This window comes from Paenibacillus sp. FW101-FHT12H11, assembly GCF_058790355.1.
This window is the reverse complement of the sequence record NZ_JBYTCO010000001.1, coordinates 743,213-761,381: the sequence shown is the minus strand read 5'-3', so window position 1 is coordinate 761,381 and position 18,169 is coordinate 743,213. Positions and strand designations below refer to the sequence as shown.

The 18,169-nt window shown below is 43.5% G+C and carries 19 protein-coding genes; 2 read left to right on the top strand and 17 right to left on the bottom strand.

Features of this window, described 5'->3' with window-relative positions:
* Positions 1-32 precede the first annotated feature (32 nt).
* The 11 genes from AC3WTJ_RS03245 to AC3WTJ_RS03195 all read right to left on the bottom strand — a co-directional run bounded on the left by AC3WTJ_RS03245 (position 33) and on the right by AC3WTJ_RS03195 (position 10,113).
* Positions 33-863 (bottom strand): phosphoenolpyruvate hydrolase family protein, encoded by an 831-nt coding sequence (locus AC3WTJ_RS03245; protein WP_492520540.1) that lies wholly within the window; start codon positions 861-863, stop codon positions 33-35.
* Between the two features lie 7 nt (positions 864-870).
* Positions 871-2,100: a Tm-1-like ATP-binding domain-containing protein gene (locus AC3WTJ_RS03240; protein ID WP_492520539.1), complete on the bottom strand. Its 1,230-nt coding sequence runs from the start codon at positions 2,098-2,100 to the stop codon at positions 871-873.
* Positions 2,101-2,128: 28 nt separating this feature from the next.
* Positions 2,129-2,881, bottom strand: a complete 753-nt coding sequence (locus tag AC3WTJ_RS03235) for a sugar phosphate isomerase/epimerase family protein (RefSeq protein WP_492520538.1) — start codon at positions 2,879-2,881, stop codon at positions 2,129-2,131.
* A gap of 32 nt (positions 2,882-2,913) precedes the next feature.
* A complete protein-coding gene (locus AC3WTJ_RS03230; RefSeq protein ID WP_492520537.1) occupies positions 2,914-3,675 on the bottom strand; it encodes a sulfite exporter TauE/SafE family protein in 762 nt (253 codons plus the stop codon).
* A 22-nt stretch (positions 3,676-3,697) separates the two neighbouring features.
* Positions 3,698-4,060, bottom strand: coding sequence for a cupin domain-containing protein (locus tag AC3WTJ_RS03225; protein ID WP_127454844.1), 363 nt, complete (start codon positions 4,058-4,060; stop codon positions 3,698-3,700).
* 23 nt (positions 4,061-4,083) lie between these two features.
* Positions 4,084-5,598 (bottom strand): extracellular solute-binding protein, encoded by a 1,515-nt coding sequence (locus tag AC3WTJ_RS03220; protein WP_492520536.1) that lies wholly within the window; start codon positions 5,596-5,598, stop codon positions 4,084-4,086.
* 35 nt (positions 5,599-5,633) lie between these two features.
* Entirely contained in the window at positions 5,634-6,515 is an 882-nt protein-coding gene (locus AC3WTJ_RS03215; protein ID WP_492520535.1) for a carbohydrate ABC transporter permease, read from the bottom strand.
* Complete coding sequence (locus tag AC3WTJ_RS03210; protein ID WP_492520534.1) at positions 6,515-7,477, bottom strand: ABC transporter permease; 963 nt, start codon at positions 7,475-7,477, stop codon at positions 6,515-6,517. Before AC3WTJ_RS03210 ends, AC3WTJ_RS03215 begins: the two co-directional genes overlap by 1 nt.
* Positions 7,474-8,454, bottom strand: coding sequence for a Gfo/Idh/MocA family protein (locus AC3WTJ_RS03205; RefSeq protein WP_492520533.1), 981 nt, complete (start codon positions 8,452-8,454; stop codon positions 7,474-7,476). The genes AC3WTJ_RS03210 and AC3WTJ_RS03205 overlap by 4 nt, the downstream gene beginning before the upstream one ends.
* A 313-nt stretch (positions 8,455-8,767) precedes the next feature.
* Complete coding sequence (locus AC3WTJ_RS03200) at positions 8,768-9,325, bottom strand: helix-turn-helix domain-containing protein (protein WP_492520532.1); 558 nt, start codon at positions 9,323-9,325, stop codon at positions 8,768-8,770.
* A gap of 494 nt (positions 9,326-9,819) precedes the next feature.
* A complete protein-coding gene (locus AC3WTJ_RS03195) occupies positions 9,820-10,113 on the bottom strand; it encodes a DUF2325 domain-containing protein (RefSeq protein WP_127454868.1) in 294 nt (97 codons plus the stop codon).
* A 457-nt stretch (positions 10,114-10,570) separates the two neighbouring features.
* Between AC3WTJ_RS03195 and AC3WTJ_RS03190 the strand changes: the two genes are divergently transcribed.
* Together AC3WTJ_RS03190 and AC3WTJ_RS03185 are read left to right on the top strand one after the other, a co-directional pair.
* The gene (locus AC3WTJ_RS03190; RefSeq protein ID WP_492520531.1) at positions 10,571-10,771 is read left to right on the top strand and encodes a hypothetical protein; all 201 of its coding nucleotides are present in this window, start codon (positions 10,571-10,573) and stop codon (positions 10,769-10,771) included.
* On the top strand, positions 10,764-11,741 hold the full coding sequence (locus tag AC3WTJ_RS03185) for a hypothetical protein (RefSeq protein WP_492520530.1): 978 nt from the start codon (positions 10,764-10,766) through the stop codon (positions 11,739-11,741). Before AC3WTJ_RS03190 ends, AC3WTJ_RS03185 begins: the two co-directional genes overlap by 8 nt.
* A 207-nt stretch (positions 11,742-11,948) precedes the next feature.
* On the opposite strand, the gene AC3WTJ_RS03180 is transcribed toward AC3WTJ_RS03185, so the two are convergent.
* The 6 genes from AC3WTJ_RS03180 to AC3WTJ_RS03155 form a co-directional block, all read right to left on the bottom strand.
* Positions 11,949-12,461, bottom strand: coding sequence for a hypothetical protein (locus tag AC3WTJ_RS03180; RefSeq protein ID WP_492520529.1), 513 nt, complete (start codon positions 12,459-12,461; stop codon positions 11,949-11,951).
* A gap of 270 nt (positions 12,462-12,731) precedes the next feature.
* Positions 12,732-13,718, bottom strand: coding sequence for an ABC transporter permease (locus AC3WTJ_RS03175; RefSeq protein WP_492520528.1), 987 nt, complete (start codon positions 13,716-13,718; stop codon positions 12,732-12,734).
* A gap of 1 nt (position 13,719) precedes the next feature.
* Positions 13,720-15,225: a sugar ABC transporter ATP-binding protein gene (locus AC3WTJ_RS03170; protein WP_492520966.1), complete on the bottom strand. Its 1,506-nt coding sequence runs from the start codon at positions 15,223-15,225 to the stop codon at positions 13,720-13,722.
* Positions 15,226-15,300: 75 nt separating this feature from the next.
* Positions 15,301-16,398 carry a sugar ABC transporter substrate-binding protein gene (locus tag AC3WTJ_RS03165; RefSeq protein WP_492520527.1) on the bottom strand — a complete coding sequence of 366 codons (1,098 nt, stop codon included), beginning with the start codon at positions 16,396-16,398 and terminating at the stop codon, positions 15,301-15,303.
* 146 nt (positions 16,399-16,544) lie between these two features.
* Positions 16,545-17,150: a pentapeptide repeat-containing protein gene (locus AC3WTJ_RS03160; protein ID WP_492520526.1), complete on the bottom strand. Its 606-nt coding sequence runs from the start codon at positions 17,148-17,150 to the stop codon at positions 16,545-16,547.
* Entirely contained in the window at positions 17,143-18,084 is a 942-nt protein-coding gene (locus AC3WTJ_RS03155; RefSeq protein ID WP_492520525.1) for a helix-turn-helix transcriptional regulator, read from the bottom strand. Before AC3WTJ_RS03155 ends, AC3WTJ_RS03160 begins: the two co-directional genes overlap by 8 nt.
* Positions 18,085-18,169: the final 85 nt, after the last annotated feature.

Sequence of the window (18,169 nt, the reverse complement as noted above, 5' to 3'; positions counted from 1 at the left end):
ATTGGAAATAAAACATTTGTTTAGTCTGCAGTTTATGACTTGCTCAAGCTCTTAAATCTTTTTACCTGCTCGGTAATGGCAATCTCGGTAGGCAAGCGCTCCACGCTGGAAGCCCCGAAGAAACCCGCTATCCCATTGGTTTTGCCTAGTACATACTCAACATCCGCCGGTTCAGATATCGGACCACCGTGACAAATAACCAAAATATCCGGATTAATAGACTTACCGGCCTCATAAATACGTTGAATGAGATCCGCCGATTCATCAAGTGAAAGCGCCGTCTTGGCTCCGATGCTGCCCTTCGTCGTTAGTCCAACGTGAGCGACAAGCACGTCCGCACCGGCCTTCGCCATTTGAATCGCATCGTCCTCATTGAATACATAAGGTGTAGTCAATAAATCCAAGGCATGAGCTTTACGAATCATCTCGACCTCCAGCTCATAGCCCATCCCCGTTTCCTCCAGGTTTTGCCTGAAAGTGCCGTCGATCAAACCTACGGTAGGAAAGTTTTGTACACCCGAGAAACCCATCTCTTTCAACTGCTTTAGATATACATCCATCAAACGGAAGGGATCTGTCCCACAAACACCGGCTAATACGGGAGTATTCTTAACAATAGGCAGAACCTCGCCGCCCATCTCCCTAACAATTTGATTAGCATCCCCGTATGGCATTAATCCTGCTAATGATCCCCGGCCTGCCATCCGATAACGCCCGGAATTATAAATAATGATCAGATCGACGCCGCCCTCTTCCGCACATTTCGCCGATAAACCCGTTCCCGCTCCTGCTCCTACAATGAAACGGCCCTGTTCAATTTGCGACCGCAACCTGCTTACTATTTCCTGTCTTTGCATCGCCATTGTTTGCTTACCCTCTCTTATTTCGTTCTAATAATTGAAGTAAATTTTCCGCAATTACTTCTGCAACTGCCGGATCATTAATATCTTGCTCCATATCAATCATCGGAATGTTCGATCTGAGATGCTGTTTTATTCCTTCATACAACGCCTGACGCTCCTCCTTGCCTTCAAAAGGCTTGGCATTCATATCCAGCAGAGAAACGCCGTCTTTAGGAAACACGACAATCGTCGGAGCCGTGCCCGCATTCAGTTTTGTCGCCAATAACCGGCCCAATTCTCTGTTCTCATCAACGGTAGTTCTCATCAAGGTTGTTGTCGGGTTATGCTGGTAAAAGATTCGCTCCTTGAATTGCGCCGGTACGGTCTCCGGTGGACCGAAATTGACCATATCGAGCGCCCCAACCGAAACAACCTGCGGAATACCCGCTATTCCGGCTGCTTCCAGACGGTTTGGTCCGGCATCGAAGATACCGCCAACCAAATGATCCGCCAATTCCGTGGTCGTTATATCCGCAACGCCCTGGATATACCCCGCTTTGATTAACTCCTCCATCGCCAATCCGCCTGTTCCGGTGGCATGGAAGACAAGCAGATCGTAACCACGCTCCTCCAGGATGTCTCGTACGCGTGTCGCGCATGGAGTCGTTACGCCGAACATCGTGATGCCAAGCGTAACCTTATCTTCAGCAGTCCCCTGTTCCGTCTCCATATGATTGATCATTCCGGCCAACGCGTGAGCTGCATTGCTCAGTATTCGACGGGATAGCTGATTTATTCCGGCTATATCAACAACGGAGTGCATCATGGTTACATCTTTGATGCCTATATAGGGTTTCGTATTGCCCGATGCCACTGTGGAAACCATCAGCTTCGGAACCCCGATGGGTAATCCCTGCAGAGCAGCTGCCGCCACTGTCGTACCTGCCGTCCCCCCCATTCCGAAGGCTGCGCCTACACTTCCCTGCTTTTCGAGACCGATGACGATCTCAGCAGCGCCTCGGGTCATAACGGCTATCGCAGTTCCCCGATCCTTACCACTTCTTAGCTCCTCAATGCTCGAACCGCCAGCTCTTGCAACCTCATCGGCGGATACATCGGGTTGAAACAACGGTTTGCCAAGTACACCGGTATCTACCGTGAACGTCTCCACCCCGCAAGCTTCCAGTTTGTCTTTTACATATAGAAACTCTTGACCTTTCGTATCCAAGGCTCCGATAAGAACTGCCTTTTTACCCATCGTTACCAGCACCTCCACGAACTGATTTTCAGTTCAATCCGTTTTTCATAAATGCGTAGCAGTCCTTCATACCTTCGGCCACGCTGCCACCGCTTTCCTCATCCGCAGAAATCCATCCTTGATAGCCGATCTCGTGAATCGCTTCGAAAATGGGGCCGAAGTCAATAGAACCCCGACCGAGCACTTTCCATTCCCCTTGTTCAAAGTCCTTAAGATGAAAGTTATCGATGACATGCCCAAAGCTGCGTATAATTTCTGCCGCATCATGGATACCGGATTTCACCAAATGAGCTGTATCTACTGTGAGTCCAATGGAGCGCTCTTTAATTTGATTGAAAAAGATATCAAAATCATCGCGATGCATAACGGGATTATTAAAATGATGGTGTAGTGAAAGCTTCAGCCCCTTCTGTTGCGCCTCAAGTCCCAAATCCGAAAGAACGTCCGCATATCTGCGAATGTCAGCCGGGGTCACACTGGCTCTAGGAATTCCATGGCAGTAAACAATAAGTTCCGTGCCGACCGCCGAAGCGAAACGAAACACATTACGCAGCCGCTCAATATTGGCATCATCCAAATTTCCGCCTGTTATTAATGCCGAACTGCTGCCTGATAAACCGCCCCAAGCTTCTATGAAACTTTCCGGTTTTAGCAAAAAAGGGGCATACTGCGCTTCCTTTAATTGAAGTCCGTCATAACCAACGGCTCTGTACTGTTCAAAAAGCAAAGTTTGCTCCTCCATCGTGGAGGTAGGTCTGGAAAACGCCAATTTGATCGTCATATCTATTCTCCTTCTAGCAAGATCTCATCGATTCAATTGATCATGATGCCTTCAACCAGCAACTTCACTGCTCCAAAGGCGCCAAGTAAAAGAACAAGCCGCTGAAAGTAAACTTGAGGAATTAAAGGCAGCAGCTTGATACCTGCATAAGCTCCAATTGCGATTAAGGGAATGGTCCAAATCCCAATAAGGAGAGAATCGGACGTTATCATTCCCAGATGGATGAAAAAGGGTACTTTCACGAGGTTCACGAGTAAAAAGAACCATGCGCCCGTGCCTATAAATTCTTGTTTAGGCACTTGTTTTGCAAATAGGTAGATAGCAATGATAGCGCCGGAAACATTGCCAATTGTCGTTGCAAAGCCGGCAAGGATCCCCATCGATGCAATAAACCACATGGAAGATGGAAACCTGGAATCAAATTTCGCTCCCATGAAATCCCTAAGGACTTGAAGAAGGATCAATCCGCATATAAGCGCACCCAAAAGAAGCTTCAATTGATTGTTATCGACCTTTAGCAGTACGAGATAACCACCTATAACTCCGATAAGTGCCCAAGGCATCAGGCTGATCAAATGCTTCTTAATTACATTTTTGCGGTAATATGCAACCGCAATGAAATCACCTATAATCAGCATTGGCAGCAAGATGCCCACAGACATTTTTGCCGGAAAAATAATGGTTAATAACATCGCGTTAAAGATGCCCATGGTCGAAATACCGGTTTTGGCGAATCCAACAAATATACCGGCAAAAATAAGGATGACGATTTGCATATAGCTCAGTTCAAACATATATTTACTCCGTTATAAGGAATTATTCCCCTACCGTCTGACGGTCAGGAGCCGAGTAAGCGATAATCATACGGCATGGCTCCCAACTTGTGGTTGTTGCATTATGTGGCACATTCCGTGGGATGCGCAGCATCATGCCGGGCTCCAAATGGAAGGTTTCATCGCCAAGTGTATGGTCACACTCACCGGAAAGAATGAAAATGACTTCTTCACAATTAGGGTGTACGTGTCTTGGATTGGAATCCCCCGCATGAATATAGACCATACCGAAAGTCATTTCACTGGCTGGATCGATATCCTGGCCGCAAAGCCATTGAATCTTCCCCCAACTTTGGTTCAAAACACGTGATTCATCCTGTTTTCTCAAATCTGTTATAGTCGCCATTCGCTCATTCTCCTTTTGTTGGTTTACTTAGCTGCCATACGCTCTTTATAGGACGCATTCATTTCCTGTATGATCTTCTGATAGTTGGCATCTGTTTTTAGACCTGCAACAAATTTATCCCATTCTTCTATACTTACTTTTCCCATGACAACCTGTGTTTTGATGTCGTTAATCTTCTTGGTATAATCGGCACCATACTTTATATTCGTTTCCGAGTACAACCCGATATCCACTCTTGGTGTGCTGATTTTCGCTTTGGCATCAATAATTTTTTTGTTTCTTTCAAATATTTCCTTTGGCATGCCAGGCGCATAGGCATACATATAAGGATCATGCTTCATAAACAGCTTGCCCATTGCTCCAGGCCCCAGGCTATCTTTAACCGCTTGGTCATTAGTGACATAAAATCCGTCTTCTTTTTTGTAATGAGTACCTTCAATGCCATAATTGGATAAAATGTGGCCTTCTTCGGAAGCGCCGAAATCGAGCAGCGATAAAATTTTACGCATTTTCGCTTCCGGAACACTTTTGGGAATCGCATAAACGCCGATGAAGCCGCTATTTTGCTGTTGGAAAGGTCCTTTATTCGCCTCTAACGAAACGATTGGTTCCCAATTCACCTTTGGATTTCGCTTCCATTGATCGAATTGCCAGCGCCACATGGCCTCGATCGTTTCCGTCGTTATGCCCGATTTTCCGCTTGTCGCCAGATCCGTAATATCATTGCTTTTCATGACAGCAAAATCCGCTGGAATGAGCTTTTCGTCATACAGCTTTTTCTTATAAAGCAGCGCTTCTCTCATCTCAGGCTCTAATGTAATGTCAATAAGGTTCCCATTCACAGGTTTCCATTTGCTGCTGGCTCCGGCATAAATAAATTCAATTTGATCGTGTGTGCGCATCGTGTAGCCAACCGGGTTATTCGTGCCATCAGGATCCTTCTCTTTAAAGACCTTCATTACGTTGTATAACTCATCTAAAGTTGTAGGCATCTTCAATCCAAGCTTATCCAGCCAATCCCGGCGAATGTAAAAGGTAGTCCCGCCCTCCAGCGGGCGCACAATGGGCACGACATAATTTTTGCCGCCAATTTTCGTATTGTCCCAAATCGCCTTTGGGGAATCCAGCAAGTTCTTGTAGTCCTTGAGATAAGGGGTTAAGTCCCAAAATGCACCTTGTTTCACCATCGTTTGAAACTGGGGAACGGTCGAATCTGGAAGTCGAATCGCGTCCGGAAGGTCGCCTGAAGCCAACAATACGTTTAACTTGTCATCAAATACAGGATCTGAAACCCATGTAATATTAAGCTTCGTATTCGTCTTTTTTTCGAATTCTTTGATAACCGGATTGTCCGGCCCCGGAGGCTGAGTAATCGAGAAATTCGCGAAAATATTGAGAGCTACAGGTGCGGACTCCTTACCGGTTTCACCCGGTTTCGGTGCCGAAACTTCTGAACTATTGCCGGTACACGCTGCAGTCAATACCGTTAAAACGGATAACGTCGCGATAAGCACACTCTTCTTTGGAACCATCTTCATGCCGCCTAAACCCCCTTCATAAATATATACTTGGGTTAGCCTTTGACTGAACCGAGCATGACGCCTTTGGCGAAATGCTTCTGTAGGAACGGATACACAGCCAAAATAGGAACCGTCGCAATAACCACCGCCGCCATCTTAAGCGTCTGGGTCGGCAGTTGATTCTCGGACATCATTTCAACCGCTGCTGCTCCGCCTGTCGTTGTATCCGATTCAATTAACATGTTCCTCAGTACAACCTGTAAAGGCACTTTTGCGAAATCATTGATATACAAAATAGCATTAAAGAACGTGTTCCAGTACGCTACTGCGTAGAACAAACCGAAGGCAGCTAAAGCTGGAGCCGATAGGGGAAGCACAACACGGAAAAATGTACCCAGGTCCGTGCAGCCATCAATCATGGCCGCATCCTCCAGTTCTACCGGAATGCTGTCAAAAAAGCTTTTCATCAGGATGACATTCCAACCGCTAACCAGCACCGGAATAATAAGCGACCAAATGCTGTTGATTAAGCCAAAATCACGAACCACAATGTAGTTCGGAATAATGCCCGGATTGAACAAGATCGTCAATAAGACCATCATCATCATGATTTTTCTGCCTCTGAGCCTTTTCCGAGACATCCCGAACGCCATTGCTGCTGTGAATATTAAACTTAATCCGGTTCCGACAGTGGCAAGAAAGGTGCTGTTCAACATCGCGACTTTAAATGCATCCGTATTCAACAAATATTTGTAGGATACCAGCGACCAGTTCTGGGGAAACAAGACAAAACCATTTTTCATCAAATACTCATGAGGTTCGGTGAAAGAAATGACGAATACATAATACAGTGGAAACAATGTAACGAGCCCAATGACAACTAGCAAGATCGTATTAAAGCCGTTAAACAGCCGTCCTGCGAGGCTTACTTTCATTAATAGACACCTTCCTCACCAATCCGTTTGGCCATCTTGTTTGCCAAGACAACGAGCACAAGACCTACCACTGATTTGAACAAACCAACGGCCGTGCTGTAACTGAATTGCCCGCTCTGGATGCCATTACGGTATACATACGTCTCAAAAACATCCGCATACTTGGCGACAGCGCCATTATTCATCAGGAAAACTTGCTCGAAGCCTACGTCCATAATATGTCCAAGTCTCAAGATGAGCAGAACCAGGATGACGCTTCGGATGCCGGGGAGCGTTACATGCCAGGCTTGCAGCCATCTGTTGGCCCCGTCTATTTTGGCAGCTTCGTATAGCTGCGTGTCTACACCTGTAATCGCCGCCAAAATGATAATGGTTCCCCAGCCGGTTTCTTTCCAAATATTTTGTGCAACGAGCATTCCCCAGAAGGTATCTGTATTTGTCAGAAAATCATATTTGTGAAAGCCCAAGGATTCGATCATCAGGTTTATGATGCCGTTCGACTGAGACAGGAGCAGGAATGAGATTCCTACAATAATGACCCATGACAGGAAGTGCGGGAGGTAGACAATCGATTGAATGATTCTTTTAAAAAATTGATTGTTCACCTCGTTCAACAGCAAGGACAGCACAATAGGTAACGGAAAGAAAAACACCAGATTTAATAAGCTAATGACCATGGTATTTCGAAAAAGAAGATAGAAATCAGGATTGGAGAAAAAGCGTATAAAATGCTCCAACCCTACCCACTCGCTCTTCCAAACTCCCGCATAAGGCGAGTATTCCTGAAAGGCAATTACAATGCCCCACATGGGAAGATATTTGAATACAATAAAGAACAGAACGCCGGGTAAAACCAGCAGATAAAGGTAACGATCTCGTTTAATATCTAAAATAAAAGGCCTGGATTTCTTTTTTGTATCCACACTAACGGATGTTTTTAAAGAGGAGGATTGTGTGGTCATATGAAATGAACAATGCGCTGTTCTTCAGCAGATACATAAGCAGCGTCCAGAAGAGAAACCGTTTTCAAATTATCTTGAGAACTGTTCGGTGCTTCCACGCCTGTTTCAATGGAGGTAAACAAATGGTTTATCCCTTCGAAAGTAGCCGTTTCTCTGGATACATGGTTTTCCCATGATTGCTCAGGCGTTTTTTCACGGGGACGATACAAATGAACTTTTCCGTCAGCTGCAAGGATCGTCCCTTTTTCACCAATAACGATCATTTCCGTTTTGCCTATTGCACTAGAGAAACTTTGGATGTATGTCACGACCGCGTCGTTCTCAAACACAACTTGCACCGTGCTATCCGTTTCCCCGGCACAATCAATTGCAGAGGAAGATCGGTTCTGAGCAACGACCGACTTGGCTTCGGAGCCAAGAATCAAGCGGAATCCGTCAAACCAGTGAATGCCCATAACGGATAATGCGTGGCGGCTTTCTTCCAATCTCCAGCCTGCGTCCTGTCTAAACATGAGATTTGTAAACAAGATGGACGTTACTTTCCCAATCCGATCCTCGGCAACAATCCCCTTTACCAGCTCGAAAGGAAAATGGCGCCGGAAATTTTGGTTAATCGAGATGGGTACGCCATGCTGCTTCGCCTTTTCTGTAATCTCTTTTGCTTCAGCCAATGTATCGGAAAAAGGTTTTTCACAGAAGATGGGGATTCCCGCTTCAATAATTGGGAACAGGATTTCTTTGCGGATAGAAGTAGGTGTACACACAACAACGGCATCAACACCACTATTTTGGATAAAATCGTTCAACTCCGTAAATCGCTGAGCAACCCCATATTTATCAGCTTTGGCATGTAACGCCTCGGGATTCGGATCACAAAGTGCCGTTACCTCGATTCGTTCCGGATGATCTTTATACCCCACGAAATGCAATTCAGTTACTCCACCAGCACCAACAATACCAACTTTGTACTTTTTCATTACGTTCCAGCCTCCTGATTTGGTTTTGAACAACAATCCATGACTAACCCTTCTAACCACTTCATGTGAAGAAACAACGCTGCCTGTAAGTTAAATGAATTTACTTTAAGTCACCTAAATTGTATTAAATTCAACTTAGTTGAATAAGCTCAGTATACCTCACCCCGCCAATTAATGCAATCGCTTTCTTTTCAAAAAATTAAAATTTAGGGCAGAAAAAAAGACCACATACTCTAAGGTAGAATACATAGTCCGTTATTTGTTGTTTTATTAGAAAACCTGGCTTCTCATCAAACTGACACTCCGAAAATGACTAGGCATCGCTTACCTTTGATTGTGTAAATACAGCCACATATTTCACTTCATCTGTGATTGCCATTAACGAATGTTTCTCAATAGAATCGAAGTAAAGACTATCTCCTGGCTTCAATGTATACTCCACGCTGCCCACTTTGTACTTCATTTCGCCTTCCAAAATGTATATAAACTCTTCACCATTGTGGCTGTATTCATTTTTGCTATCATTATCTTCCTTCCGGGATATGAACAGAAAAGGCTGCATCAGCTTTTCTCCGCGTTCAACGGCAAAAGTAAAGAAAGAATACCCTTTATCCGTTTTGGTCATTCTTGCTTCGCATGTTTCCTTTTTCGTATAAATCGTTCCCGCTTGCTCCTGGTCGTCCAGTAGAATGGACACTTTTGTACCTAACGCATCAGCAATTTTCACTAACGTTGAGATGGGGGGAATGGTTTTCCCGTTTTCTATTTTGGATAATAAACTTTTTGAGAACCCGCAAACATTGGCAATATCCATCAAGTTTCGGTTTTGTTCCGTCCTGAGCTTTTTGATTTTATTCCCTAGATCCATCATATGGTTGTCCCCTAATTTAATGTCATTCAACTAGGTTTATTCTAACGAAACTTGTCTGTTCAGTCAAGCCTGCTGGCGATTTACACGGCACAGAAGCGCTGTGGATGTGTGTGGCATTGGAGGAAGTCCAATGTCAGCCCCAATAATGGCCGGTACCTTCTGTATGTTGCACTTTGTGCATCATACAAGCCTCAGATCGGCCGCTGTCGCCTTCTATGATGTACAAAATACAACGTAGAAGGCAGAATTGAGCGATTTTCACGCTATTTAGATTGAATTCAATGTACTTTATGCAATGAAGATCGGGGTGAGGGGTCTTAAAGCTGTTCTATGTTGCACTTTGTGCAGGCCTGTTGATTATTGACTAAATGGCAGGTAAAAAGGCCGCTCATTCGGTAAACTGTTGTCCCCCACAAACATCACTCCAAGATTTCAAAAAAAGCATGGATTAAGCATCCATGCTTCCTGTTCAGAATGAAATATATAGGTGTAACTCAGCTTAACTGTAAAGCCTTCTCGATCGCTCCGGTTGCCCCAAAACCATCATGGTAATCAATCTTTTTGCCCATTTTTTCTGCGAGCTCTCTCACCGCCCACATCGAAGTATGTTTGATTGCTCCTTTTAAAATAATAATGACATCCGCCTGATGAATGATTCGTTTAAAATGATTTTCGACGGAGCCTCCACCCGTTTTACCTGTATGGTGCTCAACAATTAGACCTCGCTTCTCACCCATTTTCTTGAAAGTATTCGTTTGACTTCCACCAATAATCGCAACCGTCTTCATGTTCGACTCCTCCATTCAATTCGAATCTTCGCTTCACGATTCTATTATCTGTTATAAATATCCTAACCGATTATACAATAATGTCAATAGGTTTACTCGGAATTATTTTAAAAAGAGAAAGCCTGACTCCTTTAGAAGTCAGGACTTATAAACTAATTAATAGAAGCGTAAAAGTTTCGTCACCATAACGCTTCGTTTAGTTGTTCTGTTTTACGATCTTGCCGTGCCGAACTTTTCGATTGGCAACTTCGCCTAGGTGCACTCGCTGCGCCTTTAAGGCATTATGTGCAGCAACCAAATCATCGCGAAAACACTACGGTGCCAAAGCAAGAAAGTGCGCATCTAAATAAACAATAACAGAACACAAAATATTTTTTACAAATATATCTAATAAATTCCATATTATATGATATAATCCAAAATGAAATATACTTTAAATGAGAGTAATGGAATAATTATGAAAAAACTTATCGCAACTGTATCAATGGTTTTACTATTATCTGTATCTTCATCTGGGTTTGCTGCTGACAATGTGTCTAGCGAAAAACAAAAACAAAGTTTAGAGGTAATTGATGACAATGCTAGTGCTTATATTAAGAAATTCAATTATTTAGCTAGTATCGAATCCTATTGTTATTTCAATAGAAAAGTTGAGTAAATCAACTATTTCAAGTCAGATAAGCAAACTAATTTCAGAAGGCAAAGAGGTATATGTTTTTGGTGATAAGTTAAAGCAAAAAGAACTTATTAACCTATTGGGAATTAATTCAAAAGAGCCAAACGATATAAAAATACAGAGAGATTCATTACAAAAGAATATTATTGATCCAACATATAATATTATCGGATTTGCTAATGGAGTAATAAATTATACTTGTAATGTAATAAGTGAGGATTCTAACGTGGGAAATCTGAAGCCTACTGTTGAACTATTTCTAAGTGATATACTTAGAAATAAAGAAAAATCTAAAAGTAAACCAATTTCCTATACACGGAGAGATGAAAAAGGAATAGTTGAAGCATTAGATTACAGTTCGAACACAACCGTAAAATCTTCTTACAACAATATGAGCACATATTATGCTAATGATGCCTCTGGAAATCCAATACTACGCGCCTCACTGAATACAGATTGGATACTAAAAAGAAACACCTCTAATGATTCAGATCCAAATTACGATTATTTTTATGTAAGAGATAATACTGAACTTTACACAAATAGTTCTAAGGCAACTAATGGATATGGAATTCATGTTAAGCATTCATTACCATATAGTACATCCGATAATGTACTTGATTGGGGACCAGACTCTACAAGTAATGCTTCTAGTGTAACTGCTACTATTCCATGGGGAGTGGAATGGCAATTTACTGTAGGCAATGGTCTTGATATCGCCACAAGTCGAAGCCAGACAACCGATACGGTAACTTGGGATGTTACAAACTATGCATTTACTGGCTTAAGATATAATTTTAGTGGTGATTATAATAGGCTTCAACCCGGAACAGCTTGGGCTTCATCGGGTACATATGCAACTATAAATTTATATAATGTTGCAAGTTTTTATTATGGCTCCACTTATAAAGAATTAACACAGAGTTTCCCTGTAACATACGATTATAACTAATAGTCATAGTGATAAAGAACAAAGAACCCGAGAAACTTTCATAGACTCGAGTTCTTTGTTTATCTAATTATTTATTAATCCTTTCGTAAGAGGTTGATTACTTCTACAATGAAAAGGTTAATTACAGAAAAAATTTAATTAACCAACATCACAAATTATATCCCCCATCAGTCACACATTTTTGTCGATTACCATAAATTGAATTTCTTAAGGCTCTTGATAAATGATCTTATTCATGAAATCTACTGCTTGTATCTTTAATCCAGGAACATTAAGTTCCTTTGGGTTTAGAATTGAAAACCAAATACGATAATTATCCTTTTGTAATATTTTCGCTATATGATCGCCATTGATTACTACATTATTAATCTCAGGGGTATTTATAAAACCATATATGAGACCCTGATTTATAGAGTTGATAGTCAAAGAATCATATACTATTGGATTTGTTGAATTAGATATTGGAGATGCACCACTATCGAGGGTTACCCAACTATTTACATTTTTTTTGAATACATAATAACCTAACATGGTATTATTTTTATCTGATTTCCTTAGATCGAAGACTATAAATAGGTCATTTGATATTTTTTCGATATGTAGAACATGATTTATACCCTTTTCTTCTATCATCTTATTAATTGATTGGGTATTTTCGCATCCTGTGATAAGGATAAAAAATAATAATAATATTAACCAATACTTCGCTATCGGGTTCAACTCCTTTCGTTATCTTTTTTGAACCCATTGGTTTCAATATCATTTCATTATGAGCTAGAATAGCAGATTAGATTTAAATTCCATATTATTACATTTGAGTAATTATAATATATTCTCTTTTACGATACAAATCAACCCTTTAAAATAGCTATATGGTAAATTCCACTTGTTTCAGCTACTCAAGAATAAAAAAAACAAGCCTAATAGAGAACATTCCCTCTAGACTTGTTTTTGTTACTCTTATGCGAATTAATAGTGCAATGATTCCTCTTACGCTTTCTTACGATTTAAATGAACAAACGTAATCGCCAAAGCAAGCACCAGCACGCCGCCTTTGACAATGTCGAAGCCAAAATAAGGGACATTCAGCATCGTCAAACCATTCAGCAAAATACCGATCAAAACCGCTCCGAAAAACGTCCCGATCACATTCGGCTTTCCAGCGCCAAGCACGGAATAACCCACAAATACGGAAGCAACAGCTTCCATCAACAAAGGAGCACCCGCGTCAATTTGACCGGAACCTACACGAGAAGCGTAGAGAATCCCTCCGAACGCGGCAAAAATCCCCGATAGCACGTACGCAGCCAGACGAATTTTATTTACGGAAATGCCTGATAAACGGGCAGCTTCACGATTTCCGCCTGTCATATACATTTGCCGACCCCAACGCGTATACGTCAGAAAAATATGTACGGCGATTACAGCCACCAGCATGAGAATAACCGGCACAGGCACACCGAGCAGCTTGCCTTGGCCAATCCATAGAAACTCCGGCGTGAACTTCCCTTTGGCTACGGTCCCATCTTGGAAACGCATATTGTTATAGATGGAGAAGCCTTTCGTATAGGTCTTTTGGACACCGCCGATGATGTACATCACAGCCAAAGTCGCGAGCAAATCCGGAATCCGCACCTTCACAATCAAGAGTGCATTCAAAAGCCCAATAACGGCTCCAATGATAATCGGAACGATAATGACAATAACCAAAGGCTGTTGGTACCAGACCATTAACGCCGCTGCACCTACCGTCGCCAACGAAACTGTCGAGCCTACGGACAAGTCAAAACCGTCTACAATTTGCGATAACGTCACACCGATAGCAACGAACATGACAATTGAAATGGAACGCAAAATATCGGCGATATTATCGTAGGTCATGAAATTCTCATTAATAATCGAAAAAACAACGATGACCAAAGCAATAATGAATAACGCGCCATATTTAAAGGAAAAATCCAAGCTTTTTTCTTTCATGTTATTCGGCCTCCCCCGCACTCGCATACGTTAAAATGAGATCCTGCGTCGCTTCCTCTCGGGTGAGCTCCTTCACGACTGAACCATAACTCATCACGATAATGCGATCAGCAATTCCTATAATTTCATTTAGCTCGCATGATAAATAAATTATGCCTTTGCCTTCTGACGCCAGCTGCCCGATGAGGCGGAAAATATCGCTTTTCGCGCCAACGTCAACACCTTTGGTCGGCTCGTCAAACATATAGACATCGGCATTCGTGGGCAGCCATTTGCCTACGGCAACCTTCTGCTGGTTGCCTCCGCTCAAATGTTTGACGACGCGGTTCGGGTCGTTCGGCTGCACGCCGAGCTGCGCCACCATCTTCGCGGCGTGTTCGCTTTCCTCGCGCTGCCGCACGAAGCCCAGCGAGCTCAGCTTGCGCAATATCGGCAGCGACAGATTGCGCTTCACGGTCTCCTCCACAAGGACGCCCTGCTTGCGGCGCTCCTCGGGCACTAGCGCGATGCCGGCGCGCACGGCATCCTCCGGCTGGCGCAGCGCGAGCTTGCGGCCGCTGAGCCACACCTCGCCGCCGTCCGCGGCATCGGCGCCGAAGATCAGCCGGCTCAGCTCCGTCTTGCCGGCGCCGACCAACCCCACGACACCGAGGATTTCACCTCGGCGGAGGGCAAAGCTGACGCCGCGCACCTTCGTGCCGCGGCGCAGTCCCTTCACCTCGAGGAGCGTTTCGCCAATGGGCACATTGGCTTTGGGAAACTCCTCGGTGAAGGTCTTGCCCAGCATCGCCTCGATCACGCCGGCGATGTCCATGGCAGCGGCCGCCTGCGTGAGCACCTGGCGGCCGTCGCGCATGATCGTGATCCGGTCGGACACCCGGAACACTTCCTGCAATCGGTGGGAGATGAAGACAATTCCCACCCCCTCCTGCTTCAGGCTATCCATAATACGGAATAGCCGCTCTGATTCCTCCAGACTGAGAGGGGCCGTCGGCTCATCGAAGATCATGATCTTCGCCTTGTGCGCCATCGCTCTGGCAATCAAAACAAGCTGCTTCTGCGAAATGCTCAGCTCATCCACTTTGCGCCGCACCGAGAACGTTGCGCCGATCTTCCCAAGTATCGCTTCAGCTTCGCTATGCAGCTTGCGCCAGCTAACCCAAGCGCCGCCATGAACCATTCGGTCCATCATCACGTTCTCGGTGACAGTAAGCTCAGGAACCAGCGCGGTATCCACTTCCTGATAGACGCAGTAGATGCCCTGAGCCATGGCTTCCTTAGGTGTTTGGATCGTTAGCGTTTGACCGCCTATGGCAACTTGGCCGATGTCGTACGTGTAGGCACCGGACAAAACTTTCATCAATGTGCTCTTCCCAGCTCCATTCGCACCTAACAAGGCATGAATTTCACCTGCATGCAGGTCAAAATCAACCTCCTGCAGCGCCTTCACGCCGGCAAACGATTTGGAGATGCCACTCATTTGTAATAAAGCTGCGCTATCCTTCATCGACATCCGCCTTCACCTCTCTTGGCAATCTGAAAGTCCCATCGCAGATTTGGCGATGGGACCCCGTTATTCCGATTATTTTTTTTCTGCTGCTTTCAACCAATCCGTGTAGCCTTGTTGGCTTCCGCCCCAGCCTTTTACATATTCGCTAAGCTGCGTTGTATTCACTTGTTTGTCTTTCGGCAGTTGCTCTCTGGAAACATATACTGGATCTAGAACAACTTTCTCCGGCGTTTGATCGCCATGCAGCTTCTGGTACAAGTAACGGACTTGAACGCGTCCGATATCTTTTGGATCTACGGCAGCAGAAGCTACCCAAGGGCTTTTTTGATCTTGCAGAAGCTGCAAGTCCTCATCGCTAAGATCGATACCGTATACTTTAATTTCCGTACGGCCTGCTTGTTGAATGGCACGAGTAGCACCTTTGGCAAACTCATCCCAAGCTGCCCATACCGCTGTAATGTCGCCTTTGTTCGGGTACTTTTTAAGAATAGCTTCCATTTGTGTTTGGGTATCCAAAGCTGGGTCCTTGGCCGTTCCGAATGCCGCTACTTCTTTAATATCCGGATATTTCTTCTGGAAAGCTTGGTATGCTTCTTGTCTGCGCTCCATCGGGGCGAAACCGGCTACCCATACTTTCACGATGTTTCCTTTGCCGCCTGCATCTTTGGCCAATTGCTCCAAGGTTGCTTCGGCCATTTTTTGGTCGCCTTGCTCCAGGGAAGTTACGCCTGGCACTGTGAGGATAGAATCGAAGCTAACAACTGGAATTTTCTTCTCGACGGCTTTCTTCACGCCAGCCTCAAGTGCTTCAGCTGTACCGTGGTCAATTAAAATGCCATCAAATTTTTGGTTAATGGCTGCATCCAGATTGGAAGCCATTTTGGCAAGGTCCGTATCGGCAACGAATACCGTAACTTTCCCGCCTAGTTTTTCCACTTGCTCCTTCACACCTTCAACATATTGAGATGAGAACGTGCCTGTATTGAATTGCATAATAAGTGCAATTTTCTTTCCGCTTAAATCCGCAGCACCTTTCGCCGCTTCCGTTGCTTTCGCGCTTGCCGCTGGGCTTGCTGTCGCACTGCTGCTCTCTTTTTGTCCGCAGGCTGCAAGCAAACTACCGAACACAGCTAAAATAACAAATAAACTGATCAATCTTACTTTTTTCATGATTACATTACCCTCCCGATCCTTGCTTCTCCTATTTCCCCTATCAATTGTCGGATAAAATATACCGAGTTATCCACTAGGAATTAATTTATATTAGCATCGGTTGAATATCTCGTCAATAGTTTTGATTAAAATTTGTCCATTGATCAATTCACTTTGGCTCCATGCGAGATTGCGAACAACACGGCTTGTTCTGTATCCATGCGTACCCCCTTGAGCGTAATGCTTTTGAAATCCACGCCATCCATCTTAGCTCCCCTTACGTCAGCTCCCTGTAATTTTGCTCTAGCTAACAATGTTCTCGTAAGATCACAATTTCTTAAGTCGGCTTTTTCTAAGTTGGCTTCCGTTAAATCTGACTCTAAAAATTTAATCCCACGTAAATCTTGCTTAACCAATCTGGCACTTCTCAAATTCGTATAAGACCAATCTCCTTGGAAAATGGTGATTCCATCTAATTGAGCACTTGAGAAATCTGAACCAGTCATTTTGCAGGTTTCAAACTTCGCGACAAATAAATTTGCTTCAATAAAATTACAATTTTCAAACGCGGATTCCTTATGAACGGAGCTATTTAACGAGGCCCCCCGAAAATTACATTCGACAAAACGGCAGTTCCTCGTTGTAATCTCCTCTAACGATCCGTTAGCAAATTTGCACCGATGAAAAGTGCAGCTGATTAGCTCCCCATACCTCAAATCTTGATTGCTAAAGTCTATTCCTTCATAAGTTTGATTGATATGTTCAAACATAGTAATCCTCCTTTATATCTTTTAACGTATACTTCTCTACCATTTTTTTCAAATAATCTCGAAACTCTTCAACATAGGCTTTCGGCTCTACGATTTCCAAATTTGTCCCGAAGCTCGCTAAAAATTGAAAGCCATTACTATTTTGAGGAACATAGATGGTGGCCAAGAAGTATTCAGAACTATAGGCTTCAATGCTCTTTCGACCGTACCTTTCAAGAAGTTTATCTTTTATACTCGGCGAAATCAACGCCTTAATAGCGACTAATTCCGGTTGATAGCTTGCTTCATGTTCCTGCTCCAATAAATAATCTCTAGGGCTAAAGGTATTTTCATCCATAAGAAGATGATCGATCCGTGATAATTTAAAAGTTCGATAACTCTGTCGTTGTAAACAGAATCCTTTCAGATACCAACTCGATTCACTAAAATGAAGCTGATAGGGCTCGACAACTCTATTCGTTGTGGTGCCATTTTTATCTATATAATCAAAGGTTACTAACCTTTTCTTTAATATCGATTCCTGGCATATCTTCAAGGTTTGAAGTATCTCAGACCGTCCCTCCCATTCATAAAAGGACAGTTGGATTGAACTTTTCGGAGACAACGGGCTAACCATCGCTTCTATTTTTTTTATGGTCACTTCAACTTCTTCGCTAATCAGAATTTGTCCCAATCCACCGAGAGCAGTCAATATATTTTCCAAATCTGAAGTGCTTAAAAGACGTTTATCAACCTTGTATTCATCCATAATGCCGTAGCCGCCATGAATTCCATTGACCGAATAGATCGGGATGTTCGATAAACTCAGGGTTTCCATATCTCGAAGAATCGTTCTTTTGGAAACGTTAAATAATTGTGCAAATACTTTTGTTGAGACGACATCTTTTTTCAGCAATATCATGATGATCGATAATAATCTTTCAACCTTCTCCATAGTTCCCCCTCAATTTTTATTTTAAAAGGTGACATACGTATGTCACCACTTATCTAGTATACTTCATTTATCACAAAAAAGAGGA